Source organism: Burkholderia cepacia complex sp. TUM26381 (assembly GCF_057439935.1).
Map to the genome: position 1 here is coordinate 863,799 of NZ_CM172008.1, position 24,134 is coordinate 887,932.

Consider the following 24,134-nt stretch of genomic DNA (forward strand, 5'->3'; position numbering starts at 1 on the left):
TCGGCTCCCTGTCTTGCCGAAATGGACATGCCCGCTCACAGAGTGCCTCCCCCGCCTGCCGTCGATCACGCGCCGTTGCTCGTCGAGGAACGCCGCCGCCTGATCTGCGAGCTGGTGCGCGAACGGGAGAAAGTCACCGTCGAGGAGCTGGCCGAGCGGTTCGGCATTTCGCTCGTCACGGTGCGCAGCGACCTGAACGCGCTCGCGGCGGCCGGCGCGGTGCTGCGCACGCACGGCGGCGCGCTCGTGCTGCGCGAAAGCGACGAGGTGCCGATCGCGGTCAAGCAGAAGCTCCGTCACGCGGAGAAGGTGCGCATCGCGACGGCCGCCGCCGCGCTGATCGGCGACGGCGAGACGATCCTGCTCGACTCGGGCAGCACGACCGAGGAAATCGCAAAGCAGATCGTCACGATGAAGCTGCAGTCGCTGAACGTGATCACGAATGCGCTGAACGTGGCCGTGCTGCTCGCGGCCGCGCCGCACATCAACCTGATCATGCCCGGCGGGCAGCTTCGGCCGAACTCCTATTCGCTGTCGGGGCCGCAGGCCGTCGTCGCGCTGCAGGGGCTGTATGCGGACCGGCTGTTCCTCGGCGTCGACAGCCTCGATCCCGAGATCGGCCTGATGACGCCGCACCTGCTCGAGGCGCAGCTGAACGCGCAGATGCTGAAGATCTCGCGCCAGGTGATCGCGGTCGCCGATTCGTCGAAACTGATGAAGCGCAACCTGTCGGTGATCGCGAGCGTCGAGCAGCTCGACATGCTGATCACCGATACCGGTGCCGATGCGGCCGTGGTCGACGACCTGCGTCAGCGCGGCATCGACGTGCTGACGGTCTAGCCGCGCCCGACGCTCCCCTTTCCGGAAACCCCGATGCCGCCCGTTTCTTCCCCGCCCGTTCTCGATACGCCGCGCCTCGTCCTCGAAGGCCATCCGCTCGGCGACTTCGACGCGCTCGCCGCGATGTGGGCCGAGCCCGACGTCGTCGCGCACATCTTCAACGGCCAGCCGTCCGCGCCGCGCGATTCGTGGATGCGGCTGCTCGCGTATCGCGGGCTGTGGCCGCTGCTCGGCTACGGCTACTGGGCGATCCGCGAAAAGGCGTCGGGCCGTTACGTCGGCGATCTCGGCTTCGCGGATTTCCACCGGAACATCGAGCCGCCGATTCGCGGCGTGCCGGAAGCCGGCTGGGCACTCGCGACCTGGGCACACGGCAAGGGCTATGCGACCGAGGCGCTTGCGGCCGCACTGGCGTGGCTCGATGCGCAGCAGCGGTTCGAGCGCAGCGTGTGCCTGATTGCGCCGACCAACGTCGCGTCGATCCGCGTGGCGGAAAAGGCAGGTTACGGCGAGCCGCGGCGCATCCGCTTCAACGACGCCGATTCGTTGATGTTTTCGCGCACGAGCCGGTAGCGTGGGCGTCGCGATCGCCGTCGCTCGCGTCACTCGGCAGCCGGTTCGTAGAAACGCTCGAACAGATCGTGGTCCATCGGCCAGCAGTGCCCGCATGCGTCGAGCAGGATCCAGTCGCCCGGCTTCACCGGACGCCAGCCTTCCGGCGTCGCGACCGCCCACATGCCCCGATGATGCTCCACGCGGTCATGGTCGCCCTCGACGAACCACCGGGTTGCATCGACATAGCTGGTGCGTTTTCTGAATTTCATCCCACCACCGGAGAAAGCGGATATCGGCGTCGCGTTGCCGGACGGAACGTGAACCGGAGGCCCGCGCGGGCCGCACAGCGCGCGGCCGCTGCGCCCGCCTCGTAGAGCCGCGGCTCCGCCTTCGACGCGTTGGTCGCCGCCCGCGTGTCGTGCAACGCCGCCCAGCCCTCCGCGACGAGCGCCTGCAACGTTTCGCGTGCGGCGGTGGAGATCCGGACATCGATCTCCTGCATTCTCCTGAGCGCCGACATGACCTCGTCCGGTTGATCGGCCCCAAGGGCGACCACGAATCTCGAACGTCTCCCGGCGGCCCGCACGGCCTCGCTCCAGTCAGCCCGCGCAACGGCAACTTCGATCGCGTGTGTCAGCGCGTCGAGACTCTGGACGACTTGCAACGGCGTCATTTCGCATCCCCGTCTGTTATTGGTTTCGCCTGTCTGCCTGCCCGTCGGGCGCCGGCGCGGCGTCAATCCGGCACGCACGCATGCGATTCTGCACACGAGCGACAGGGCTCGACGCGTCGTCGAAACCCGCAGCCGATACGTCCGGGAAACGGACGAAATCGCGCTGCGTCGTGCGCGCGTGTCAGGTGCGAGGATTGTAGGGAGCGGCGCCCGGCCACGTCGGTAATATTTTGTAATGATATGTCGAGTAACCTTGCCCGGCCTGGGCTCGGCCCGGATGCACGACCTTCGCGGCAGCGGATTGCCGCAAACGTTTTCGTCTGAACGATGCCCGATCGCACCCGCTCGTCCGTGCCGCGCCGGATATCGCGTTGAACCGTTTCGACCACGGGCGCGGCCTCGTGCCGCCGGCGATGCGCTTTGCGCCCGGCGGCGACGCTTTCCCCATAGATAAGCTCACCGAACGAATCAGATTTCGTCACATTCCGGCGGAATGTTGCGCAGTATCATCCACGTCGCTTCAGCCATGACGCGTCCGGACTGGGCCTGACCGCTCGCCACTTTCCCGTTTTGCCCCCTCGTTCAGCGATGCCCATCCGAATCCTGCTCGTCGAAGACGACGTTCCTCTGTCCGCGCTGATCGCCGACTATCTGCGCAAGCATCACTACCAGGTGGACACGCTGTTCGACGGCGGCGGCGCCGTCGCCACCATCGTCGCGAACCGTCCCGACCTGGTGCTGCTCGACATCAACCTGCCGGGCAAGGACGGCTTCGAGATCTGCCGCGAGGCGCGCGTGCAATACGACGGCACCATCATCATGGTGACGGCCCGCGACGAACCGTTCGACGAACTGCTCGGCCTGGAGCTGGGTGCGGACGACTTTCTCCGCAAACCGGTCGAGCCGCGCCTCCTGCTTGCGCGGATCAAGGCGCAACTGCGGCGAACGCGCCTGCCTGCGGACGAACGCCTGCCGGATTCGCCGCAGCGATTCGTGTTCGGCAAGTTCTCGATCGACCGGGCCGATCGCCGCGTTCGTCTTCCCGACGGCAGCATGCCGCGCCTGACATCGACCGAATTCGACCTGCTGTGGGCGCTGGTCTGCCGCGCCGGCGAAGTGGTCAGCCGGGAAGACCTGACGCTGTTGCTGCGCGGCATCGCGTTCGACGGCCTCGATCGCTCGATCGACGGCCGCATCTCGAAGCTGCGCCGCAAGCTGCGCGACGACGCCACCGAACCGAAACGGATCAAGACCATCCGCTCCCGGGGCTATCAGTTCAGCAAGCACGCCTGGGAATGACGCCGCGCGCCGGCGATGGCACGCGGCTTCACCAGCGCCCGGTGCAACGCATCACGTGCCGGCAGTCTTCTCGCCGGGCGGGGTAACGGGCGACTGCGGATCGCGCGCGAGCCCTTGCGCGAACACCTTCAGGCCCTCGAGCAACGGCGTCAGCGCATCCCACAGCGCCTCGTCGTGCAGCAGCCGGTACGCGCCGCGCACGCCGGGCGCAACGTGCTCATGCTGCGCCGGCTGCCATGCGCCGACATGATGCAGCGCGTCCGCCGCCGCGAACACGGCCTTGCCGAACTGCTCGGGCGGAATGCGCGACAGCGCCATCAGCAGCACCGCAAGATTCTGCATCCCGCTTTGCATGCCGGGCTTGTCGAGCGCGTCGACGAACGTGTCGGCCAGCCGCGCATTCGCGCTAACGACCTCGTTCGCGAAATGCAGGAAACCATGCCGGTGCAGGCTGCCGAGCAGGTGTTCAAGCGCGTCGTGCGCACTGGGCTCCGCGTGCGGCGGTGTCGTATCGGGGGATGGGCGTTCGGTCATCGGTTTTCTCCGGATGAGACGCTGTGCGGCTGTCGGGACGGCAGCCCCACGCGCCGATTGCGTGTCGTACGGCTGTCGCCGCGAAGCCGGCAACGCCAGCCCGGGCGACCTGGCGGCGCAGCAATCCGCATGCCGCGCCGCCAACGGCCGCGCAAGCGGACCGCAAGACGGGCACCGGGGCCTGGCGCGGCCCGCCGCAACACCCGCCATCCAGCCACGCGGCACATACCGCGCCGGCGAATACCGGTCACGCCCCCGGCTTCGTCGATATGCGATCCGGTCAGCGTACTCGCATTGCGCGCGACTGCATCGACGAGCCAGCGAATCACCGCGGTCACGGTGCGTCCGGCACCTGCGGCCTGCCTGCCTGCCTGCCTGACGCAACGCATCGCCGCCGCCCGCGCATGGGCGACGTGGTGTCCGCCCTTACTTGCACGAATAGTTCGCCGCGTCCCTGATCGACCCCGAGCCGTTGTACGTCGCCTTCGACGGATACATGCAGACGGGCTGGCTCGCGCTGCCGTCCGCCGACGTCAGCGTGATGCGGGCCGGCGCGCTCCCGTTCTCGACCCAGTTGACCAGCTGCGCATACAGGTCCTGGCGATCGGCATGCGGCAACGGCACCGTATCGGCCGTTTGCGCAGGGCCGGCGGTGCCGTTGACGCCGCCATAGCCGCTGCAATGCCCCATGCCCGGCACCAGGAACAGCCGGTCGAACTGCTGGACGGCCGGAATGCCGCCCATCCGGCCCGCCACGCGTTCGTAGTAGTTGATGCTGCCCGACGGCGTGATCAGCGGATCGGCCAGGCCGTGATAGTGCAGCACCTTCGCGCCGGCCTTCACGAGCCCCGACAGGTCAGGATTGTCGGTATTGATGTTGCCGAACGACGGCTGCAATGCAATCCCCTGATCGTAGGCGTTCGCCAGACCCGCATAGCCCAGCCCCTTCCACCTGTTCGCGCCGTTTCCGGTCGCGTTCGTGAAGTTGCTCCCGGCCATCGTCGGATCCTGCAGCTCCAGCGCGACCAGGTCGGTCGAGATGCTGAACGGCGACGCGCCGGCCAGCGCACCGGTCACCGTCCCGCGCATCAGCCCGAACCACAGCTGGTTGCTCGCGAGCGACGTGCCCGTGCCAATGTCGGCGGCCGGGCCCGGCACCGCCCCGTCGCGTGTCATTCCGTACCAGGTCTTGTTCATCGCCGTCGCCTGCGCGGCCGTCACGCACGCGGCCGTCGTGTTCGTCCCGGTGACCGCGCCGATCTTCACGCCCGAGCACAGCACGTTCGCGTCCTGCGCCGGATCGTAGCGGCACTGCGCCGGGTCCATCAGGTAACCGAGATGCTGGCCGCCGACCGAGTCGCATGCGCTGACGGCCGCGCCCGACAGCAGCGCCTGTTGCGCGTCGGTCAGCGTGACGCCGCCGAGATCGCTTTGCGCAACGACTTGCGGATAGAGTTCGCCCGTAATGAACTTCGACCAGTTGAATGCCGGCGCGCCATTCAGGTAGCCGTCGTAGTCGGACGGGTTGTTCTGCACCTCGTTGTAGCCTTGCCGGCCGCCCGTCGAACAGCCGTCCCAGTACGCATACTTCTGCGGCGTCGCGTAGTACGCGGCGACCAGCGCCTTCGTCTTCAGCGCGAGTTCGTGCAGGCTGCGCTGCGCGAAGTCGCCCCACAGCGTCGTGTTGATCGTGCCATCGGGATTCATCGCGAACGAACCGTTCGGGACGGCATGCCCGGTATCCGTCGTGCCGACCGCGGCCCCCTCGGTGGCCGCGATCGCCGCGGCGCCCGGCACGCCGCCGGCACTCGCGATCTGCGTCGGGTCGTCATACGCGCCGCCCTGCCAGCCACCGCCGCCGAGGTTGTGTATCCGGTGATTCCAGTTCGCCGGCGCCGGCAGCCAGATCTCCATGCCGATGCCGGCCGACGTCGACGGTGCGCCCGCCGGCCCCGCGTTGCCCGGGCCCACGTTCAACTTGACGAGACACAGGTCGCTGCCGGCGACGGGCGTCGCGGACGTGGCGGCCGATGCCGTCAGCACGAGCGGATCGCCGGCCTTGAACGCCTTCACCGCAATCACGGTGGTGTTCGCATCCGGTACGAACCGTGTCTTCATCGTGTCGTTGCATGCGAGTGCGGCGGTTGCCGTGCCGCTTCCCGGCGCCTCCACGTCGTGATCGTTACAGCCTGACAAGGCCAGGATTGCCGTTGCGGACGCGACCGCCCACACGCCCGCACGCCATGCACGGCGACCGCCGTTGCCGCTTGTCGTCGAATTCATACCGCCCCTCCGTCTTCTCTCGAGTTATTTGCGTTCTTGAAAGCGAACCGGCACGCGCCGATTCGCGTGGTGCCCGTTCGACGCGATCCGCTCAGAACATGTGCCGGATGCCGGCCATCACACCGACCTGGTTCTGCCCCGGTGCGGGCGTCGTGCCGCCCCCGCCGGCGCTGATCGTGAACGCGCCATGCGCGCTGTTGGCGAGGTAGGCGCCCTGCAGATAAACAGCCGTCTGCTTCGACAGGAAGTAGGTGCCGCGCAGTGCGCCGAGCGTCGCGCGCGCATCCTGGCCCGACACGTTGACGTGATAGACGCCGCCGTCGACCAGGAACGCGGGCGTCACGTAGTAGTTCGCGGTGAGATAGAACAGGTTCGAGTGCACGTTCGGGCCGCCCGACGAATCGGTGTCGACCCAGCGGCCGATCCAGCCGCCGCCGATCTTCACACCGAACGCGTTGACGTAGCCGTTGACCTGCGCGCGGTCGTCCTTGTCGCCGTTGGACGTCAGCGGCAACGGCTTGACGCCGTCGAAGAAGTTCGCAGCGGCCGTCGCGCCGCCGCCGCGCTGCTCTTCATACGACGCGGCCGCGCCGAACGACGTCGAATCGTATTTGAGCATCGCTGACCACAGCCGGCACACGGTCGTTTCGCCCGGTGTCGGGCCTGCGCACGTGCCTTGCCCCGGCGAGTTGCCGGTCCCGGCCGAATCGCGGCCGAACGAAACCATCGCGCCGGCCGTCAGCCCGCCGAACTTGCCGCGCCATGCCACCGCGTTGTCGGCGCGGCCGTTCGGGATGTATGCGTCGAGCGACGGCAGCCCGTAGATGTTCGGGCCGAGCAGGTCGGCATCGAGCACCGCGTAATAGGTCATCGTGTACTGACGGCCGAACGACAGCGTGCCGTACGGGCTTTCGATGCCCACCCAGCTTTGCCGGCCGAACAGCCGCCCGCCTTGCCCCATCGTGCCGCTGCCGACATTGAAGCCGCTCTCGAGCGCGAACACGGCCTTGTAACCGCCGCCGAGATCCTCCGATCCGCGCAGCCCCCAGCGCGACGGCAACTCGCCGGTGATCGAGGGCATGCGCACGATACCCTTGCCGTCGGCATTGGCGTGCGACACGTATTCGACGCCGGTATCGATGACGCCGTACAAAGTCACGCTGCTTTGCGCACAAGCGGCCGTCGCGAATCCGAGCAAAGCTCCGCCTGCGAGATGCTGAAATCTCATTCCGTCTCCAAACATTGATATGGGGTATTTCTCATTGATTCGGGGTACTGAACGGCAATCCGGCATGTGCGGATTGAACGACCGGGCCGGATCGACGCGTCATGCGAGCCGAACGCCATCAGGCTGCCGCTCGACTCGCCGCCGGCAGCCGGTCAAAAGGGAATGTGATCGGGGGCGTCTCCTTGTTGCATGATTCCGTTCGGGCTTGCAACCTGTTTGCGGCGATAGTAGCGACCGCAAAATGGCCAGTCCAACACCGAATGGGTATCGGTTCATATCTGCGAGGTATGCATCGGCCGGCCGCCCTCCTTTGGTGCATCGATGACCGTCACGCCTCGCGAATCGATCTGCAAACCGAACTAATTTTTGCGAAAAACCGGCCACGCTCGCGTCGTAGCTGCCATAGAATGGCGAGACCCGCTCACCCCCTGCTCCCCACTCGACGCCAACGAACATGGAATTCCGCCATCTGCGCTATTTCGTTGCGGTTGCCGAGGAGCGCAGCTTCACGCGCGCCGCACAAAGGCTGCATATCGCACAGCCCCCGTTGAGCCGGCAGATCCAGCAACTCGAACAGCAACTCGGCGCGTTGCTGTTCGAGCGCGATTCGCGTCCGCTGAAGCTCACCGAAACCGGCCGCTTCTTTCACCAGCATGCCGTGCAGTTGCTCGCGCAAACGGCCGAGCTCGAATCGATGACGCGCCGCGTCGGCAAGATCGAACGCAGCCTGTCGGTCGGATTCGTCGGCTCGACGCTGTACGGAATGCTGCCGAAGGTGATTCGCCGCTATCGCCAGCGGCATGCGGAGGTCGAACTGAGCCTGCACGAGATGTCGACGATGGACCAGATCAAGGCGCTCAAGGAAGGCCGCATCGACATCGGCTTCGGGCGCATCCGGCTCAACGACCCGAGCGTGCGCCGCGTCGTGCTGCGCGAGGAACCGCTGATCGCGGCGCTGCCGCTCGGCCACCGGCTGTGCGCAACGAACGCGGCGCTGTCGCTGCACGACCTGCTCGACGAAACGCTGATCGTGTTTCCGAACGCGCCGCGCCCGAGCTATGCGGACCAGGTACTCGCCGCATTTCACGATCGTGCGCTCAAGCCGGCGCGTGTGCTGGAGACACGCGAGCTGCAGGTCGCGCTCGGGCTCGTCGCGGCGGGCGAAGGCGTGTCGATCGTGCCGAAGAGCGTGTACGGGCTCAAGCGCGACGACGTGTCCTACCAGGAGCTGGACGACGCGCGGCTCGTGTCGCCGATCATCATGAGCATGCGCATGCTCGATGCGTCCGACGACATCGAACGCATGCTGCGGCTCATCTACGACCTGTACGACGAGCACGGCATGACGTACCTGCCGCCAGCGGAACGCGACGCGCCGGCCGCACGCGCCTGAGCGGGCGCCAGGCCCGATGCGCCGCCGCGCTCAACCCGGCAGCACTGCCACCGCCTTGATTTCGACGAGATAGCCGGGCGAGCCGCCCAGCATGTGTGCACCGACCGCCGTCCATGCCGGTTTTGGGTGGGCCTGAAGATAGCGGTCGCGTACCTGCATGAACAGCGGCAGATCGCGCATGTCGGTATGGAACGTCGTCAGGTCGACCACGTCGTTGAACGATGCACCGGCCGCTTCCAGCACCTGCTTCAGGTTCTCGAACGCCTGCACGATCTGCGCTTCGCGGCCGTCGACAAGCTGCATCGCCGCGTCGCGGCCGATCTGGCCGGAGACGTAAAGCGTATCGCCGACCTTCAGGCCCGGCGCATAGCCGATCTTCTCGTACACCGCTTCCATTCCCGCCGGAACGATGGCTTTGCGTTCATGCATGGCTGTCTCCGTGGCCGGCGTCGATGCGCCGGCCGTCTGGTTGTCGATGAAGGCTGTCGATGAACACGGGCGGGCGGCGCGCCGCTCAACCCGTATCGCCGCCCGCGACCGGCAGCACCGTGCCGGTGATGTAGCTCGCCTCGTCGGACGCAAGGAACAGGATCGGCGCGATCTGCTCGTCGAGGCTGCCGTAGCGCTTGAAGTACGTCGATTCCGTGACCTGGCGCACGGCTTCGCCCATCCACGCCTGTTCCTGCGCGCTGTCGCCGGCCGCATTGCGCGGCACGCGGCGCGGCGGCGCGCTGGTGCCGCCCGGCGCGGTGGCGACGACACGGATGTTGTGCTCCGCGTACTCCATCGCGAGCGCCGACGTCAGCGCATTGACGCCGCCTTTCGCCGCCGAATACGGCACGCGACGAATGCCGCGCGTCGCGTTCGACGAGACGTTGACGATCGTGCCGCCGCCGCGTGCGATCAGGTGCGGCAGCACGGCGTGACAGGTATAAAGCGTCGGCATCAGCGAGCGGCGGATTTCCGCATCGATCTGTGCCGGCTCGAATTCGGCGAACGGGCGCATGCGAATCGCGCCGCCGACGCCGTTGATCAGGATGTCGATGCCGCCGAACGTCTGCACCGCATGCGCGATCGCCGCGTGCGCGCCTTCGTAGGTTTCGAGATCGGCGACGAAGCCTGCCGTCTCGCTACCGGTCGCCTCGGCCGCCACCTCGGCGACGAAATCCGCGCGATCGACGAACAGCACCCTGCCGCCCTCGGCGGCCGCGCGCAGCGCGACGCCTCGGCCGATGCCCTGCGCCGCGCCGGTAACGACGACAACCTTGCCGGAGAATCGTTGCATGGTCATGCCGCCTTTGCCGTGACGTTCGGGGTGAACTTCTCGTAGTGGAAGCTGTTCGGCTTCACGCCTTCGTCGTCGAAATACTTGCGCACCGCGTCGACCATCGGCGGCGGCCCGCACAGATACACGTCGACGTCGCCGTCGTTCAGTGCATCGGCCGGAATGTGCTGTGTGACCCAGCCCTTGCGCGGATGGCTCGATTCCCCATCCGCGACGACCGTCGCGAAGCTGAAGTTCGGCAGCTTCGCCGCGTAGGCTTCGATGGCGTCGACCAGCACGAGATCGAGGTCGCGCGTCACGCCGTAGATCAGGTGCACCTTCTGCTGCGAGCCGCTGCGCGCCAGCACTTCGAGCATCGACAGGAACGGCGCGAGGCCGGTGCCGCCCGCGAGGAACAGCAGCGGCCGCTGCACGTCGCGCAGGTAGAAGCTGCCGAGCGGCCCGTGCAGTTCGAGCGTGTCGCCAGGCCGCGCCGATTCAAGCCACGTGCTCATCACGCCGCCGGGAATCTTCTTGATCAGGAAGCTGACCTTCGCGTCGGCCGGCGCCGACGAGAACGAATAGGAGCGGTGCTGGCCGCTCGCGGGCACGTCGATGTTCACGTACTGGCCCGGCAGGAACACAGGCGCAGCCGCGCCGACGTCGAGCTCGAGCACGACAGCCGCGTCGTGATGCTGCTCGACCTTCGTGACCGTCGCGGCGAAGCCGCTCTGTCCGGTCTTGCACGCGACCGACGAGGTCGGCACCGCGATCACGCAATCGCTTTGCGGCACCATCTGGCACGTCAGCACAAGACCGCCGTCCTTTTCGTCGTCGGTGAGCGCATCGTCGATGTAATCGTCGCCGAGGTCGTAATTGCCGCTTTCGGCGCGGCACTTGCAGGTGCCGCACACGCCGTCGGAGCAATCCATCGGCAGGTTGATCTTCGCGCGGAAGGCCGCGTCGAGAACCTTCTCGCCGGCCTTGCAATCGATGAAGCGGGTTACCCCGTCCTCGAAATTCAGTGCAATCTTGTAGCTGGACATGGCGTCACCTCCACTTCCTTTCATGACAAGTCAACAGGCGTCAGACGTGATACACGTCGAGCACCTGCCGGATGTAGTCGTTCTTCAGCACGATCTTCTTGTGCGAAATCAGCAGCGCATCGCCCGCCCGGCGCAACGTGACGAACATCGTGCCGAAGAAGTGATCGGTCACGCGGTAGCGGTGGTTCAACGTGTGAAAGTTGTAGCGCACGTCCACTTCGTCGTCGCGTTCGGCCAGCACCTCGACGTTCGTCACGTTGTGGCTGGTACGCGGCTCGGGCGTCGATGCGCCGCTGCGCTCGGTCTTGATGCGGAACACGCGATCCTCGAGGCCGCCGCGGTCCGGGTAATACATCAGCGAGATCTGGCTCTGGTGATCGTCGGTCGGCCGGTCGTCGTCGTCCCACGCGGGCATCCAGTACGTGACGTCCTCCGTGTAGCAGGTCAGCCACTCGTCCCACTGGCGATCGTCGAGCAGGCGCGCTTCGCGATACAGCGCCGCGCAAATGGTCCGGAAATCGAAGCTCATGCTGCCACCTCCCCGCGTTCCTTCTTCAGCGCATCGCGCATCACGTGCACCCAGTGTTCGTGCTGGCACACGAACAGCCCTTCATCCTCGCTGCGCTCGCCCGAAATGCGCGGGTTCAGCCCCATCTTCTTCGCGTTGTCGTCGGGCCCGTCGACCCACAGCGGCGCGCCGCGCGACAGGTCGTTCCACATCGCCGTGATGCCCGCATAGCCGGCCTGGCACGCGCGGAACTCCTCGAGATCGTCGGCGGTGCCCATGCCCGTCACGTTGAAGAAATCCTCGTACTGGCGGATGCGGGTCGTGCGATCGGCCTCGCTCTCGCCCTTCGGCGCGAAACAGAAGATCGTGACTTCGGTCTTGTCGACGCCGAGCGGCCGCACCACGCGGATCTGCGTGCTGAACTGGTCCATCAGGAACACGTTCGGGTACACGCACAGGTTGCGCGTCTGGTTCACGATGAAGTCGGCCTGCACGTCGCCGACGCGCGCGCGGATCTCGTCGCGATGCTGGTACACGGGCCGTACTTCCGGGTTCATCGTCTGCGTCCACAGCAGGATGTGGCCGTTGTCGAACCCGTACACGCCCGCGACCGATTTGCTCCAGCTGTTCGCGTCGACGGCCTTGGTGCCGTCTTCCTTGCGGCGGCCCATCGTCGCCGCGTAGTTCCAGTGGACGGTGCTGACGTGGTAGCCGTCGCAGCCGTTCTCCATCTGCATCTTCCAGTTGCCTTCGTAGATGTAGGACGAGTTGCCGCGCAGCACTTCGAGCCCGTCCGGTGCCTGGTCGACGATCTGGTCGATGATCACGCGCGCTTCGCCGAGGTACTCCTCGAGCGGCAGCACGTCGGCGCTGAGGCTGCCGAACAGGAAACCGCGATAGTTCTCGAAGCGCGCAACCTTCTTCAGGTCGTGCGAGCCGTGCGTGTTGAACTGCACCGGATATTCGGTCGTCTTCTCGTCCTTCACCTTCAGCAGCTTGCCGGTGTTCGAGAAGGTCCAGCCGTGGAACGGGCACGTGAAGCTGCCCTTGTTGCCGTGCTTGCGGCGGCACAGCATCGCGCCCTTGTGCGCGCAGGCATTGATCACCGCGTGCAGCTCGCCGGTCTTGTCGCGCGTGATCACGATCGGCTGGCGGCCGATCCACGTCGTGTAGTAGTCGTTGTTGGCCGGAATCTGGCTTTCGTGCGCCAGATACACCCAGTTGCTCTCGAAGATGTGCTTCATCTCGAGCGCGTACAGTTCTTCGTTCGTGAAGATGTCGCGGCGGCAGCGGAATACGCCGGCCTCCTTGTCATCCTGCACGGCGGTGGCGAGCAGGTGATCCAGTTCGTTGGCTTGATCGATCGTGGCGGACATGTTGGCTCCTCCCATGCGCGTGCCGCGTCCTGCAAGCACGCTCGCATCGGTTTCGGTTGAATCTCGCGGAAACCCGGCCGGCGGCGGCGCATGCGCGCCGCGCCGCAGGGTGGTTACGCCGTCGCGGCTGCGCGCAGGCGGTGGACGATCTGGTTGTCCTTGCCCTGCACCAGCGGCGTCAGCACGAAGTTGAACTCGATGTCCTGGTACGCATCGGCCTTCATGCCGAGCGCCGCGCCGCCGGTCTTGCCGACCACCGGCGGGATCAGTTCCTCGCGCGTCGCATACGCGAAGTCATCCCAGATCAGCGGGTCGCCGTCGATGTTGAACTGCGTCGTCAGCTTGCGGTGGTCGTTGCTGTCGACGAAGAAGTGCACGTGCGCGGGGCGGTTGCCGTGGCGGCCGAGGCCGTTCAGCAGTTGCTGCGTCGCGCCCTGCGGCGGGCAGCCATAGCCGACCGGCATCAGCGTGCGGAATTCGTACTTGCCGTCCGCGCCCGTCTTCACCGCGCCGCGCAGGTTGAAATCGCTCTGCTTGCCGGTCGGGTCGAAGTGCGAATAGAAGCCGTGCGAGTTCGCGTGCCAGCATTCGACCAGCGCGCCCGCGACCGGCTTGCCGTCGAGGCCCGTGACCGTGCCGTGGATCACGAGCGGGCCCGCGCCGTCGTCCGCGTCGAGGTCGATCTTCGACACGCCGTCGCGCACCGGCGCGCCGGCCACATACAACGGCCCTTCGATCGTGCGCGGCGTGCCGCCGTCGAGGCCGACGGCCTTGTCTTCGGCGTCCATCCGGATGTCCAGGTACTTCTCGAGACCGAGGCCGGCCGCGAGCAGCGCTGCTTCGCCATCCTGACCGAGCTTGTTCAGGTAGTTGACGCCGGCCCACACCTCGTCGGGCGTGATGTCGAGATCGTCGATCGCCTTGAACAGGTCGCCGAGCAGGCGCAGCACGACCTGCTGCGTGCGCGCGTTGCCGCCTTTCGCGTTGTCCGCGCCCGCGTTCGATGCGGCCTTCAGCAGATCCTGCACTTCCCGGGTTTCGAAAACTTTGACGCTCATGATGGTGTCTCCACGTGTATTGGGGGGAATGACGGCTGTGCCTGACTCGGGCTACCGCGCGACTTTGATCAGTCCGTCGCGGGTGAAACGCCTGACTTTGTCTTCGTCGAGTTCAATGCCGAGACCGGGGCCGTCCGGCACGGTCAGTTCGAAGTCGCTGTAATCCAGCGGCTGCGTCAGGATCTCTTCGGTGATCAACAGCGGCCCGAACAGTTCGGTGCCCCACTGCAGGTTCGCGAAGCTCGCGAACAGGTGCGCGGACGCGACCGTGCTGAATGCGCCTTCGAGCATCGTGCCGCCATACAGCTCGATGCCGGCGGCATCCGCGATCGCGGCCACGCGCTGCGCGGCAAAGAGGCCGCCGCTCTGTTCGATCTTGATCGCGAACACGTCCGCGCCGTGATGCTTCGCGATGTCGAATGCGCTGTCGGGGCCCTGCAGGATTTCATCGGCCATCAGCGCGACCGGGAAGCGGCGCATCAGGCGCGCCAGCGCCGCGGCCGACGCGACCGGCTGCTCGACCAGCTCGCAGCCCGCATCGGCCAGCGCGGGAATCGCGCGCGCGGCCTGCGTTTCGCTCCACGCCATGTTCACGTCGACGCGCACCGACGCGCGATCGCCGACCGCCTTCTTGATCTCGGCCACGTGCCGGATATCGGTCTCCGGCGACTTCGCGCCGATCTTCAGCTTGAATACGTTGTGGCGGCGCAGGTCGAGCATCCGTTCGGCTTCGGCGATGTCGGTGGCCGTATCGCCCGACGCGAGCGTCCACGCGACCGGCAGGCGATCGCGCCGGCGGCCGCCGAGCAGTTCGCTGACCGGCACCCCGAGCCGCTTGCCGTGCGCGTCGAGCAGCGCGGTTTCAAGCGCGCTCTTCGCGAAGTGGTTGACCTTCGCAAGCTTGCCGAGGAACGCCATCAGCGTCTGGATGCGCATCGCGTCACGGCCAATGATCGCCGGTGCAAGGTACGCATCGATCGCGAGCTTCATCGCTTCGGGGCTTTCCGGGCCGTAGGCCATCCCCGCGATCGTCGTGCCTTCACCGATACCCGTCACGCCGTCGCTGCAAAACACCTGCACGAGCATCAGCGTCTGGCCGTGCATCGTCGCCACCGACAGCTTGTGCGGGCGGATCGTCGGCAGGTCGACGAGGCGGGTTTCGATGCGTTCGATGGTGACGGAGGACATGGGGCACGCTGCTTGGGGGGTGTTCATGGAACGGATTTATACGCGGCGGGGAAATGGAGCGTCCAATACTTTTGGGCGGGACTTTTGATACCTCGTGGGTATTGAAATCTCGCTCATCACGTGAAATATTGCGGCGCGCCATACCTTTTTTGGCTAGGTATGCGGGCTGAGAGGCTTGATGGAGCGCGGTCGGGCGGGTTCAGGGTATTGTTTGGGCGGGGGCGCACCGCGGCGGCTTGGGACAGCGGGAAAACCGGCTGAAACCGGCCGCCTGCCGAGTCGATCAGGGTTTTCCTGATGGGAAAGATGGGGGGCTGGCCGTCCGGCCTTTAGCTTCGGCGTCGGTTTCTGCGAACAACCGGAAGAAATTGGGTAGGCGGATATCGACGGTCGTTGTCGATGCCCGTCGTTCATCAGAAGTTGCCCGAGTTACCAGCGGCCCGCACGGAACCGCTGAAGTTCGCCGTTCGGCCAGTTACCGGAGATCATGACCGGCGGCTGCCGGCCAATAGGAGACGCTCGGTGGCACGACTGCGTGCGTCGTTCGAACGGCAGTTATGGCTAGAGAACTGCCGCTCATCTGATCGTCGGCCCTGGCAGAGAATCGGTGATCGAACCTACCGTGAACCCGTGTGTATTCCACAAACTTCTTGGTGAGCCTACCTACGCGAATTCGTGGCTTTTTTAAGCGCGACGTTTATGACGAGCTTCCGATCGTCATACATGATCGGCTGATTTTCTCCGCGATTTAGCACAGCTTCTGCAGATTTCTCCGTTTCAAATTCTATAAAAGCGAACCCTTTCGAAACGGTTTTGGCTCGTGGAACGCGAAGATCAACTATCTCGCCGAATTCCGAAAAAATCTCGAAAAGCCTTTGTTTGCTCCCATCGCGCGGCACGTTGCCAACGTGAAGCCGTCGCGATATATTATTTTCGCCCTGATCAATTTCACCAGCAGATGAATTTGAATCGATTTGAGTCGACGTTGAAAATGCTGCCCCCCCCTGCGGCGTCGGCAGACCTATTCTGTATCGAGGGTATTCGCGATAGGGTATTTTTTTTCGACGTGCCTGAGACTTCGCAGTGGTACGCTCTACTTCATTTTGCAAAATACCAAGCCTCATAAGGGAGTCGACCAGCTTTCGATAGTCTTCTGTATCTACAATCCCAACGGCATCCCACACATTGGCAGCCGAAAAAACTCGACCTCCTTGCCCAAGCAGCACGATTGCTTTTTGATTTCGATCAAGCTCAAATTCATCAAATTGACTCAGCCATAGCAAATCTTTGGGTGAGTACATCGCTTTGTTGGTTAAGGTTATACTGAATCCTTCAGAGGCGCTCACGAGCTTCGGTGGCGCCAATTCATTGCTGTGCATGAGATCATAAATACGTCGCATACCTTCCCCGAGTTCGCGCATATACCCCAACTCGCGCAATACGCGAGCGACGTAAGTGTTGCGAGACTGGTGAACTCCCTTCTTGCCGACAATGTCTTCTATTTTAATGGTAGTGAGGAGGGGGCCTGGATTGCGGATTTCCAGATGATTATCAAAAATATATATTTCGGTTCCGCGTCCTTCATCCGCATAGTCTCTGTGAGCGATCGAATTGAGAACCGCCTCTCGACACGCAAGCTCTGGATAAATTGCTCGTTGCTCGAAACGAGCATGCTTGTCAATTTTTGTTTGCACCAAATGGGGGCGCAGCGCTTCCCATGCGGCATCTACCAGGGTAAGAATGTTTCCCTGTGTCGTTTGGTCCGAGACAATATTATATGCTTCTCCAGTTTTTACTTCATCTCCATCAACTTTTAGGATTCTGACCTGAAGGCGAGGATGCCATTTGGTAGGGATTTTAGAAAAAAGAAGTAACGCTGCCCGCCGATATCGAAGCTGGGACATTCCATACTCTGCCAACTCTAGGTACTGTAGGCATTTTTCCGGAGACATTCCCTTGAGTACCTGATTGGCGACGGCGCGGACCAAATCTAAATCGAGGTCATCCGCTGTAACTCCGTCGACGAATTTGCGGTCGTATTCGCGAGATGCCTTTTCCTTCCTGTCGAATTGAATCATTTCAGCAGCGACCGGCACCGATTCAAGGTCGCTCCGCTGCAAACACCGGCCATCCGATGTCAAATGGACGAACTCGGTGCTTTTCGCAACGGAAAAATATAGAATATCTTTTTCAGCGACCTTGATTTTCTGTCGCTTTACGGACGGAAGAGGTGTATTTTTGAATACTCGTTCAGTAGGCGCATTTTCTAGAATGTTCAATTCGTTGGCGGAGAGGCCTAGCAGTCCAGTGACTTCGCCGTTATCTTCCACCCCCACGAGCAATTCGCCACCGTCGGCGTTAGCGAAAGCCACTAGCGTTTGTGCTATGTCTGTCGCGATCTCCTTCACTGGCCGCTTTCGCTTTTCGCCTGGGCGCCCCTCAAGAGCACTCTTAAATTCCCGGAAGTGACTCTCGCCAAGTTCAATGGCAGTTCTCGCTCTTTCGGCAGTTGCAATCACACTCATCTCTTTTCCGTTTAAGGGTCTCGACGCTGATACGCAGGAGTTCTCGGTTCGCTGCAAGTGCTCAACAATACTCCTTTTTTGCGGGTCACGAAATGCGGCGCTTTGATAACAGCGGCGATCGGGCCACCACGACGAAGGCGCTAGAGCTGGTTAAGGCGTGTCGATGGAGTGCACTTACATGCTGGTTCACATCGGCGTGGCAGCATAAGTGCCGGTGGCAAACACGGAACTAAGTGATTGAGTTAATTTGTGTGTCGTGCCGAATTTGAATCAGTGGGCAGAGATTGGATGCCTGCGAACGAAAAAGCGTGAGCGCCGACCGATTTGATCTGGTAACTCGCCGGTTGCCCGCTAATATTCGTTAGTGGCCACCCAAGACAGGTGATTCTAACCGGCTGCTCAGGGTCGATAACCGCCCCTCCGACGAACCGTGAGCGCAAGTCTTGCCGCAAGTTTGCGCGCTGAGCCTTCAGACGCAGCGCACGTCGCACGACACCAGCAACAACCTGCCATGTCACCAGACGGCGTGCAGCAACAACCCGCACAACGACTGTTCAGTTTCCGCACACAAAACCACAGACGCCCCCCACCCCAAGCGCCCTCCGCGGGTGGGAAGAAACCCGGATAGCCCCGCTTCGCCGCGCCCGCCTAACCTCGCGCGCATGCCGGTCGACGCCCAGGCAAGCACCCCGATCCGGCCGATCCAAATTCCTCAGGAGCGCAAATGGAAAGCAGCAGCAACACCGCAATGTTCGACACCGACATCTGGCGCGGCAAGACCTTCAACGGACGCTGGCACGCAAGCGCGCACGCGGCCGACGTGATCGAACCCGCGACCGGCACCGCGCTCGGCCGCATCGGCGTCGCCGACAGCGCGGCCATCGCCGAAGCCGCCGCCGCCGCACATCGCGCACAGCCCGCATGGTTCGCGCTGCCTTACGACGAGCGCGCGGCGGTGCTGCGTCGCGCGGCAGCCGCCGCCGAAGTGCATTTCGACGCGATCGTCGACTGGCTCGTGCGCGAAAGCGGCTCGACACGCGCGAAAGCGTCGTTCGAAACCTCGATCACGATCAAGGCGCTGCACGAAGCAGCCGGGCTGCCGTCACGCGCGGCCGGCGAAGTGCTGCCGTCGGCGGCCGGCCGGCTGTCGCTCGCGCGCCGCCGCCCGCGCGGCGTGGTCGGCGTGATCTCGCCGTTCAACTTTCCGCTGTATCTCGCGATACGCGCAGTCGCGCCGGCGCTCGCGCTCGGCAACGCAGTCGTGCTGAAGCCCGATCCGCGCACCGCCGTGTGCGGCGGCATCGCGATCGCACGCGTGTTCGAGCTTGCCGGCTTGCCCGAAGGCGTGCTGCACGTGCTGCCCGGCGACGGCGCGGCCGGCGCGGCGCTGGTCGCCGATCCACACATCTCGATGATCCAGTTCACCGGCTCCACCGCGGCCGGGCGCAAGGTCGGCGAAGCGGCGGGCCGCCATCTCAAAAAGGTGTCGCTCGAACTCGGCGGCAAGAATTCGCTGATCGTGCTCGACGATGCCGACCTCGACCGCGCCGTTGCCAACACCGCATGGGGCGCGTATCTGCATCAAGGCCAGATCTGCATGGCGACCGGCCGCGTGCTCGTGCAACGCGCCATTCACGACCGCTTCGTCGCGAAGCTCGTCGAGAAGGCGCGAAGCCTGCGCGTCGGCGACCCGGCCACCGGCGACGTCGGCCTCGGCCCGCTGATCGACGCCGCGCAACGCGACCATGCGGCGAGCGTGGTCGACGCGGCCCGACGCGCGGGCGCCCGCGTCGAGACGGGCGGCGACCATCGCGGCCTGTTTTTCGAGCCGACCGTGCTGAGCGGCGTCGCGCCGGGCAATCCGGCGTTCGACGAGGAAATCTTCGGGCCGGTCGCGATCGTCGTGCCGTTCGATACCGACGAAGACGCGATCGCGCTCGCGAACCGGACCGAATACGGGCTGTCGACGGCGATCCTGTCCGCTGACGTCGGCCGCGCGCTGAGGATCGGCGAGCGCTTGAACACGGGGCTGCTGCACATCAACGACCAGACGGTCAACGACGAGGTGATCAACCCGTTCGGCGGCGTCGGCGCCTCGGGCAATGGCTCGAGCATCGGCGGTGCGGCAAACTGGGAGGAATTCACACAGTGGCAGTGGCTGACGATCAAGGGCGAAGCGCCGCTGTATCCGATTTGACGAGGAGACCGACCATGTACACCGAAAACGATACACGCGCCGTCACCGCGGCCGTCGCGCGCGCCGCCGGCGCACCCTTCTCGATCGAAACGGCACGGATCCGCGCGCCGCGCGGCGACGAGGTGCTGGTGCGCGTCGTCGCGACCGGCTTGTGCCATACCGACCTGATCGTGCGCGACCAGTACTACCCGGTACCGCTACCGGCCGTGCTCGGTCACGAAGGCGCCGGCGTGGTGGAGGCGGTCGGCCCGAATGTGAAGACGCTCGCCGCCGGCGACCACGTCGTGCTGACCTACGGTGCGTGCGGCCACTGCGCATCGTGCGCCGGCGGTCACGGCGCATATTGCCGGCAGTTCTTCGCGCTGAACTTCGGCGGCGCCGATGGCGACGGGCAGACGGCCATCCGCGACGCGGCCGGACAACCGCTGCACGATCATTTCTTCGCGCAGTCGTCGTTCGCGAGCTACGCGCTCGCACGCGAGAACAACGCAATCAAGGTGCCGAAGGAAGCGCCGCTCGAACTGCTCGGCCCGCTCGGCTGCGGGATCCAGACCGGCGCGGGGGCCGTCATCCATTCGCTCGCGGTGCGCACCGGCAGCAGCTTCGCGAGCTTCGGCGCGGGCGCGGTCGGCATGAGCGCCGTGATGGCCGCGCGCATCGCCGGCGCCACCACCATCATCGCCGTCGACATCGTGCCGTCGCGGCTCGCGCTGGCACTGGAGCTGGGCGCAACGCACGCGATCAACAGCCGGGAAGTCGACGTCATCGACGCGATCCGCGAGATCACCGGCGGCGGCGTCGACTACGCGCTCGAGTCGACCGGGCTGCCGGCCGTGCTGTCGCAAGGGATCGACGCACTCGGCTCGCGCGGCACGATGGGCGTGGTCGGCGCGCCGAAGCTCGGCACGAAGGCCGAATTCGACGTGAACAGCCTGCTGCTCGGCGGCCATACGATCCGCGGGATCGTCGAAGGCGACAGCGTGCCGCAGACGTTCATTCCGCAACTCGTGCAGTTGCACCTGCAAGGCCGGTTTCCGTTCGACCGGCTGGTGAAGTTCTATCCGCTCGAGCAGATCAACCAGGCCGCCGAGGACAGCAGCCAAGGCATCACGCTCAAGCCGATCCTGCGGTTGCCGCACTAGACGCGGGCGCCGCCGGCCGCCCGCCGATGCCAGGCGGCGCCACACGACGGGCACCCTTGCCGGGCACGAAAATACCCGGCTTCAGGCACCGGGCTATATTACGCATTCGCGCGACACGCCGGGCCGGCACGCCCGGCCCGACCATTCGACCTCACATGGAGCGCAGCGTGAACACGGCCCCTGAATCCCCTGCACGGCCGGTCGATCTCGACCGGCTCCGCGCCCGCTTCGCCGCGGGCGAGCCGCTGCCGGACACGGCGTTGCCGGCCAGCGTCGCGCGCTCGTGGCTGCGCTCGCGCGACGCCGGGCTGCGACCATGGCAAACCGCTCGCTATGAAATGCAGCGCGAGCGCGACGAATCGCGCGCGGACCGGCGGCTCACCCGCTGCGTCGCGCAGGAGATCGAACCGCTGTGGGCCGCATTCGGCGGCACCGAATGGACGATCATGTGCGTCAATCCGCACGGCACGATCGTCCATGCGCGGCGCAGCCCGCAATGCGACGACGCGCTGCTGACGCCGATCGTCGCCGGACGCCGGATCGTCGAGCCGAACATCGGCACGACCGCGCCGAGCTGCGTGATTCACGATGGCGCCGAGGCCATCGTCGCGGGCGCGCAGCATTACCTCCACGAGTTGTCCCGGGTGTTCTGTCTCGCGGTGCCGCTGGTGGGTTTCGACGGCGAAGTGATCGGCGCGCTCGACATCACCGGGGTCGGCAAGCGCAACGTCGTGCAGTTGTGCGAACAGTTTCGTCACGCGGCGCTGTCCGCCGAGCAGCGTCTGTATGCGCTGCTGCGCGACTGCCATCTGCTGCAGGTCCAGCATGACGCGCGCTGGCTCGGCACGCCGCTCGCCGGCGTCATTGCGCTCGACGAAGCGGGCCGCGTACGCGCGGTGAGCCGGCTGGCGCGCCGGACGCTCGACCTCGCGGCCGCCGGGCCGGTGGCCCCGTACGATCTCCGGCAACTGTTTCCCGGTGCGACGCCCGTGCAGCAGCGCCGTTTGCTGATACCGGCACGCACGCCGCAGCGGATCGCGCGCGACGATGGTAGCCATGTATGGGTGCGCACCCTGCGTGCGCCGCTCGACCGGGCGACGATGGCGCGCCATGCCGATGTGCTGGAAGACGCCGCCGACGTATGCCACGCGGCACCGGCCGCCGATGCTCAGGCGAGCCTGCACGAACAGTCGCTCGACGCGATCCGGCGCGCGCTCGGCGAGCACGACGGCAATGTGTCGGCGGCCGCGCGGCGGCTCGGCATTTCACGCACGACGCTGTATGCGAAACTTCGTCAGCTCGATGCGGCAGGGATCCGGCACGACGAGCCGCATTGACGATTCCGGACGCGGCGGGCCGTGTGGCGATGGCGCTTGCGCCTGTTCACGCGAATAAGGGGCTTGCGCTGATCCTGAGCCACTGCCCGCCGCTCATGAAGCCGCAACGCGATTGAGACCCTTAACCGTTACGACGCGCCGCCGCCGCCCGCCCAACCGGCCAGCCGGCCCCCCACCCCGTACCCGTCGTCCGGCGCCGGCAGCCGGCCGAGCACCCGTTCGACCTGCAGCGCGACCGCGATGAGTTCGCGGTCGGTGCCGGCCGCGCCATCGAGCGCCAGGCCGACCGGCAGACCGGCCGCCGTCAGGCCGGCCGGCACGGTCATGCCCGGCACGCCGGCGTTGCTGCCGGGCTCGGTATTCCTGATGTAGGTCTGGAACACCGACACGGTCTCGCCGTTGACGATCATCGCGTCGCCCGCCGGGATCGGGCAAGCGGTCGCGATCGTGGTCGGAAAGGCCAGCGCGTCGGCGCCGCTGTCGGCGAGGCACTGCCGGTACGCGGCGCGCGACCGCGTACGCCGGTCGAGCGCGGTGCGGTAGGCCGTTTCGGCGATCCCGTCGGGGCCGGTGATATGGCGGGCGATCCGCGCGACGTCCGGGCTCCCCACGTTCGCGACGATATCGTCGACCGACAGGTCGTAGCCGTTCTCGACCAGATACGCGTGCATCGACGCACGGAATTCATACATCGCGATGACGGCCGGCTCGTCGTCGAAGAACCCCGGGTAGTCGTTCAGGTCGATATCGACGCACTCGAATCCCGCCTGCTCCAGCTTCGCGATCGCGGCCTGCGCGAGCGCGTCGACATCCGCTGCGAGGCCACGCCAGAACGTCGTGCGCGGAAGCGCAAGACGCACGGGACGCGTCACGCTGCGCGTCGGGGTCGACAGCGACGCCACGTCGCCGGCCAGGATCGCGTCGAGCAGCGCGATGTCCTCGACCGACCGGGCCATCGGGCCGACGGTGTCGCGCGTGCGGGAAATCGGCGCGACGCCGCCCTGCGGATAACGCCCCACCGTCGGCCGAAGGCCGACCGCGCCGCACAGCGCGGCGGGAATCCGGACCGAGCCGCCGGTGTCCGTGCCGAGCGCGGCCGGGACCACGCCCGCGCCGACCAGCGCGCCCGACCCGCTGCTGCTGCCGCCCGGAATCCGGTCGAAATCGTACGGGTTGCGCACCACGCCGGTCACGCGATTGTTGCCGGACACGCCGAACGCGAGCTCGTGCAGGTTCGCCTTGCCCGCGATCAGCGCGCCGTGCGCCAGCAACCGTGCGACGACCGGCGCATGCTGCGGCGGCACGCGGTTGTGCAGCGCCAGCGTGCCGTTACCGGTCGGCAGGCAGGCGGTGTCGATGTTGTCCTTGATCGCGATCGGCAAACCGAGCAGTGCGCGCGGCGCAGCCGAGGCCGCGAGGTCGCGGTCGCTGCGGGCGGCTTCGGCGAGCAACCGCGCGTCGTCGACGCACGTGAAGCCGTTCAGGTAACGCCAGCGCGCGTGCCGCTCGATCAACGCATACGCGTATTCGACACAGGAAAACTCCCGGCGCAGGATCGCGTGCCGGGCTTCGGTGAGCGTCAGGGAACCCAGGGTGGTCATTTCGGCAGGCCTCGTAACAGGGGATCGTCACAAGGTAGGCTGCGCCGATTTTGACGCCCATCATCACAATGGATGACCCCGCGCCGC

General features: G+C 65.7%; 21 protein-coding genes. 7 read left to right on the top strand and 14 right to left on the bottom strand.

Translation table 11 applies throughout. From position 1 onward, the window contains the following. Positions 1-27: 27 nt before the first annotated feature. Together ACWMMN_RS35705 and ACWMMN_RS35710 are read left to right on the top strand one after the other, a co-directional pair. A complete protein-coding gene (locus ACWMMN_RS35705; RefSeq protein WP_063805315.1) occupies positions 28-840 on the top strand; it encodes a DeoR/GlpR family DNA-binding transcription regulator in 813 nt (270 codons plus the stop codon). 33 nt (positions 841-873) lie between these two features. Beyond that, a complete protein-coding gene (locus ACWMMN_RS35710; RefSeq protein ID WP_059241902.1) occupies positions 874-1,413 on the top strand; it encodes a GNAT family N-acetyltransferase in 540 nt (179 codons plus the stop codon). Positions 1,414-1,442: 29 nt separating this feature from the next. On the opposite strand, the gene ACWMMN_RS35715 is transcribed toward ACWMMN_RS35710, so the two are convergent. Together ACWMMN_RS35715 and ACWMMN_RS35720 are read right to left on the bottom strand one after the other, a co-directional pair. After that, positions 1,443-1,664, bottom strand: a complete 222-nt coding sequence (locus tag ACWMMN_RS35715) for a hypothetical protein (protein ID WP_174993948.1) — start codon at positions 1,662-1,664, stop codon at positions 1,443-1,445. Continuing rightward, positions 1,661-2,068, bottom strand: a complete 408-nt coding sequence (locus ACWMMN_RS35720; RefSeq protein ID WP_226196810.1) for a hypothetical protein — start codon at positions 2,066-2,068, stop codon at positions 1,661-1,663. Before ACWMMN_RS35720 ends, ACWMMN_RS35715 begins: the two co-directional genes overlap by 4 nt. A 588-nt stretch (positions 2,069-2,656) precedes the next feature. Between ACWMMN_RS35720 and ACWMMN_RS35725 the strand changes: the two genes are divergently transcribed. Next, complete coding sequence (locus ACWMMN_RS35725; RefSeq protein WP_174993947.1) at positions 2,657-3,367, top strand: response regulator; 711 nt, start codon at positions 2,657-2,659, stop codon at positions 3,365-3,367. Between the two features lie 51 nt (positions 3,368-3,418). Here ACWMMN_RS35725 and ACWMMN_RS35730 read toward each other — a convergent pair whose 3' ends face one another. From ACWMMN_RS35730 to ACWMMN_RS35740, 3 genes are all read right to left on the bottom strand, one after another. Beyond that, positions 3,419-3,901, bottom strand: coding sequence for a DUF1641 domain-containing protein (locus tag ACWMMN_RS35730; RefSeq protein ID WP_059241909.1), 483 nt, complete (start codon positions 3,899-3,901; stop codon positions 3,419-3,421). A gap of 426 nt (positions 3,902-4,327) precedes the next feature. Then, positions 4,328-6,184, bottom strand: a complete 1,857-nt coding sequence (locus ACWMMN_RS35735; RefSeq protein ID WP_256087456.1) for a tannase/feruloyl esterase family alpha/beta hydrolase — start codon at positions 6,182-6,184, stop codon at positions 4,328-4,330. Positions 6,185-6,275: 91 nt separating this feature from the next. Beyond that, positions 6,276-7,412, bottom strand: a complete 1,137-nt coding sequence (locus tag ACWMMN_RS35740; protein ID WP_059241913.1) for a porin — start codon at positions 7,410-7,412, stop codon at positions 6,276-6,278. A 454-nt stretch (positions 7,413-7,866) separates the two neighbouring features. Here ACWMMN_RS35740 and ACWMMN_RS35745 point away from each other — a divergent pair, with 454 nt between their 5' ends. Beyond that, positions 7,867-8,805, top strand: a complete 939-nt coding sequence (locus ACWMMN_RS35745) for a LysR family transcriptional regulator (protein WP_486424184.1) — start codon at positions 7,867-7,869, stop codon at positions 8,803-8,805. A 30-nt stretch (positions 8,806-8,835) separates the two neighbouring features. Here ACWMMN_RS35745 and ACWMMN_RS35750 read toward each other — a convergent pair whose 3' ends face one another. The 8 genes from ACWMMN_RS35750 to ACWMMN_RS35785 all read right to left on the bottom strand — a co-directional run bounded on the left by ACWMMN_RS35750 (position 8,836) and on the right by ACWMMN_RS35785 (position 17,770). Then, positions 8,836-9,234: a RidA family protein gene (locus tag ACWMMN_RS35750; protein ID WP_059241917.1), complete on the bottom strand. Its 399-nt coding sequence runs from the start codon at positions 9,232-9,234 to the stop codon at positions 8,836-8,838. An 85-nt stretch (positions 9,235-9,319) separates the two neighbouring features. Then, positions 9,320-10,096, bottom strand: a complete 777-nt coding sequence (gene benD, locus ACWMMN_RS35755; protein ID WP_486424185.1) for a benzoate diol dehydrogenase BenD — start codon at positions 10,094-10,096, stop codon at positions 9,320-9,322. Further along, positions 10,093-11,115 (bottom strand): benzoate 1,2-dioxygenase electron transfer component BenC, encoded by a 1,023-nt coding sequence (gene benC / locus ACWMMN_RS35760; protein WP_486424186.1) that lies wholly within the window; start codon positions 11,113-11,115, stop codon positions 10,093-10,095. The genes benD and benC overlap by 4 nt, the downstream gene beginning before the upstream one ends. A 40-nt stretch (positions 11,116-11,155) precedes the next feature. Continuing rightward, positions 11,156-11,644, bottom strand: coding sequence for a benzoate 1,2-dioxygenase small subunit (gene benB, locus ACWMMN_RS35765; RefSeq protein WP_174993943.1), 489 nt, complete (start codon positions 11,642-11,644; stop codon positions 11,156-11,158). Next, positions 11,641-12,999 (bottom strand): Rieske 2Fe-2S domain-containing protein, encoded by a 1,359-nt coding sequence (locus ACWMMN_RS35770; RefSeq protein ID WP_059241926.1) that lies wholly within the window; start codon positions 12,997-12,999, stop codon positions 11,641-11,643. Before ACWMMN_RS35770 ends, benB begins: the two co-directional genes overlap by 4 nt. Before the next feature lie 113 nt (positions 13,000-13,112). Further along, the gene (catA, locus tag ACWMMN_RS35775; protein ID WP_059241928.1) at positions 13,113-14,057 is read right to left on the bottom strand and encodes a catechol 1,2-dioxygenase; all 945 of its coding nucleotides are present in this window, start codon (positions 14,055-14,057) and stop codon (positions 13,113-13,115) included. Positions 14,058-14,108: 51 nt separating this feature from the next. Continuing rightward, positions 14,109-15,245 carry a muconate/chloromuconate family cycloisomerase gene (locus tag ACWMMN_RS35780; RefSeq protein ID WP_342706430.1) on the bottom strand — a complete coding sequence of 379 codons (1,137 nt, stop codon included), beginning with the start codon at positions 15,243-15,245 and terminating at the stop codon, positions 14,109-14,111. A 659-nt stretch (positions 15,246-15,904) separates the two neighbouring features. Continuing rightward, positions 15,905-17,770 (bottom strand): ATP-binding protein, encoded by a 1,866-nt coding sequence (locus ACWMMN_RS35785; RefSeq protein WP_486424187.1) that lies wholly within the window; start codon positions 17,768-17,770, stop codon positions 15,905-15,907. 724 nt (positions 17,771-18,494) lie between these two features. Here ACWMMN_RS35785 and ACWMMN_RS35790 point away from each other — a divergent pair. The 3 genes from ACWMMN_RS35790 to ACWMMN_RS35800 are packed head-to-tail and all read left to right on the top strand — an operon-like array spanning position 18,495 to position 22,446. Next, positions 18,495-19,967 carry a benzaldehyde dehydrogenase gene (locus ACWMMN_RS35790; RefSeq protein ID WP_486424188.1) on the top strand — a complete coding sequence of 491 codons (1,473 nt, stop codon included), beginning with the start codon at positions 18,495-18,497 and terminating at the stop codon, positions 19,965-19,967. A gap of 14 nt (positions 19,968-19,981) precedes the next feature. Next, on the top strand, positions 19,982-21,109 hold the full coding sequence (locus tag ACWMMN_RS35795) for an NAD(P)-dependent alcohol dehydrogenase (RefSeq protein ID WP_256087465.1): 1,128 nt from the start codon (positions 19,982-19,984) through the stop codon (positions 21,107-21,109). A gap of 56 nt (positions 21,110-21,165) precedes the next feature. Beyond that, entirely contained in the window at positions 21,166-22,446 is a 1,281-nt protein-coding gene (locus tag ACWMMN_RS35800; protein WP_486424189.1) for a helix-turn-helix domain-containing protein, read from the top strand. A gap of 128 nt (positions 22,447-22,574) precedes the next feature. Here ACWMMN_RS35800 and iaaH read toward each other — a convergent pair whose 3' ends face one another. Then, positions 22,575-24,047, bottom strand: a complete 1,473-nt coding sequence (gene iaaH / locus ACWMMN_RS35805) for an indoleacetamide hydrolase (protein WP_486424190.1) — start codon at positions 24,045-24,047, stop codon at positions 22,575-22,577. Positions 24,048-24,134 lie beyond the last annotated feature (87 nt).

Coding starts and splice junctions, on each gene's coding strand:
- ACWMMN_RS35795 (WP_256087465.1), top strand. CDS start 19,982: ATGTACACCGAAAACGATACACGCGCCGTCACCGCGGCCGTCGCGCGC.
- ACWMMN_RS35780 (WP_342706430.1), bottom strand. CDS start 15,245: ATGTCCTCCGTCACCATCGAACGCATCGAAACCCGCCTCGTCGACCTG.
- benD (WP_486424185.1), bottom strand. CDS start 10,096: ATGACCATGCAACGATTCTCCGGCAAGGTTGTCGTCGTTACCGGCGCG.
- ACWMMN_RS35715 (WP_174993948.1), bottom strand. CDS start 1,664: ATGAAATTCAGAAAACGCACCAGCTATGTCGATGCAACCCGGTGGTTC.
- iaaH (WP_486424190.1), bottom strand. CDS start 24,047: ATGACCACCCTGGGTTCCCTGACGCTCACCGAAGCCCGGCACGCGATC.
- benC (WP_486424186.1), bottom strand. CDS start 11,115: ATGTCCAGCTACAAGATTGCACTGAATTTCGAGGACGGGGTAACCCGC.
- ACWMMN_RS35705 (WP_063805315.1), top strand. CDS start 28: ATGCCCGCTCACAGAGTGCCTCCCCCGCCTGCCGTCGATCACGCGCCG.
- ACWMMN_RS35730 (WP_059241909.1), bottom strand. CDS start 3,901: ATGACCGAACGCCCATCCCCCGATACGACACCGCCGCACGCGGAGCCC.
- ACWMMN_RS35725 (WP_174993947.1), top strand. CDS start 2,657: ATGCCCATCCGAATCCTGCTCGTCGAAGACGACGTTCCTCTGTCCGCG.
- ACWMMN_RS35710 (WP_059241902.1), top strand. CDS start 874: ATGCCGCCCGTTTCTTCCCCGCCCGTTCTCGATACGCCGCGCCTCGTC.
- ACWMMN_RS35790 (WP_486424188.1), top strand. CDS start 18,495: ATGGAAAGCAGCAGCAACACCGCAATGTTCGACACCGACATCTGGCGC.
- ACWMMN_RS35785 (WP_486424187.1), bottom strand. CDS start 17,770: ATGAGTGTGATTGCAACTGCCGAAAGAGCGAGAACTGCCATTGAACTT.
- ACWMMN_RS35745 (WP_486424184.1), top strand. CDS start 7,867: ATGGAATTCCGCCATCTGCGCTATTTCGTTGCGGTTGCCGAGGAGCGC.
- ACWMMN_RS35740 (WP_059241913.1), bottom strand. CDS start 7,412: ATGAGATTTCAGCATCTCGCAGGCGGAGCTTTGCTCGGATTCGCGACG.
- benB (WP_174993943.1), bottom strand. CDS start 11,644: ATGAGCTTCGATTTCCGGACCATTTGCGCGGCGCTGTATCGCGAAGCG.
- ACWMMN_RS35770 (WP_059241926.1), bottom strand. CDS start 12,999: ATGTCCGCCACGATCGATCAAGCCAACGAACTGGATCACCTGCTCGCC.
- ACWMMN_RS35750 (WP_059241917.1), bottom strand. CDS start 9,234: ATGCATGAACGCAAAGCCATCGTTCCGGCGGGAATGGAAGCGGTGTAC.
- catA (WP_059241928.1), bottom strand. CDS start 14,057: ATGAGCGTCAAAGTTTTCGAAACCCGGGAAGTGCAGGATCTGCTGAAG.
- ACWMMN_RS35720 (WP_226196810.1), bottom strand. CDS start 2,068: ATGACGCCGTTGCAAGTCGTCCAGAGTCTCGACGCGCTGACACACGCG.
- ACWMMN_RS35735 (WP_256087456.1), bottom strand. CDS start 6,184: ATGAATTCGACGACAAGCGGCAACGGCGGTCGCCGTGCATGGCGTGCG.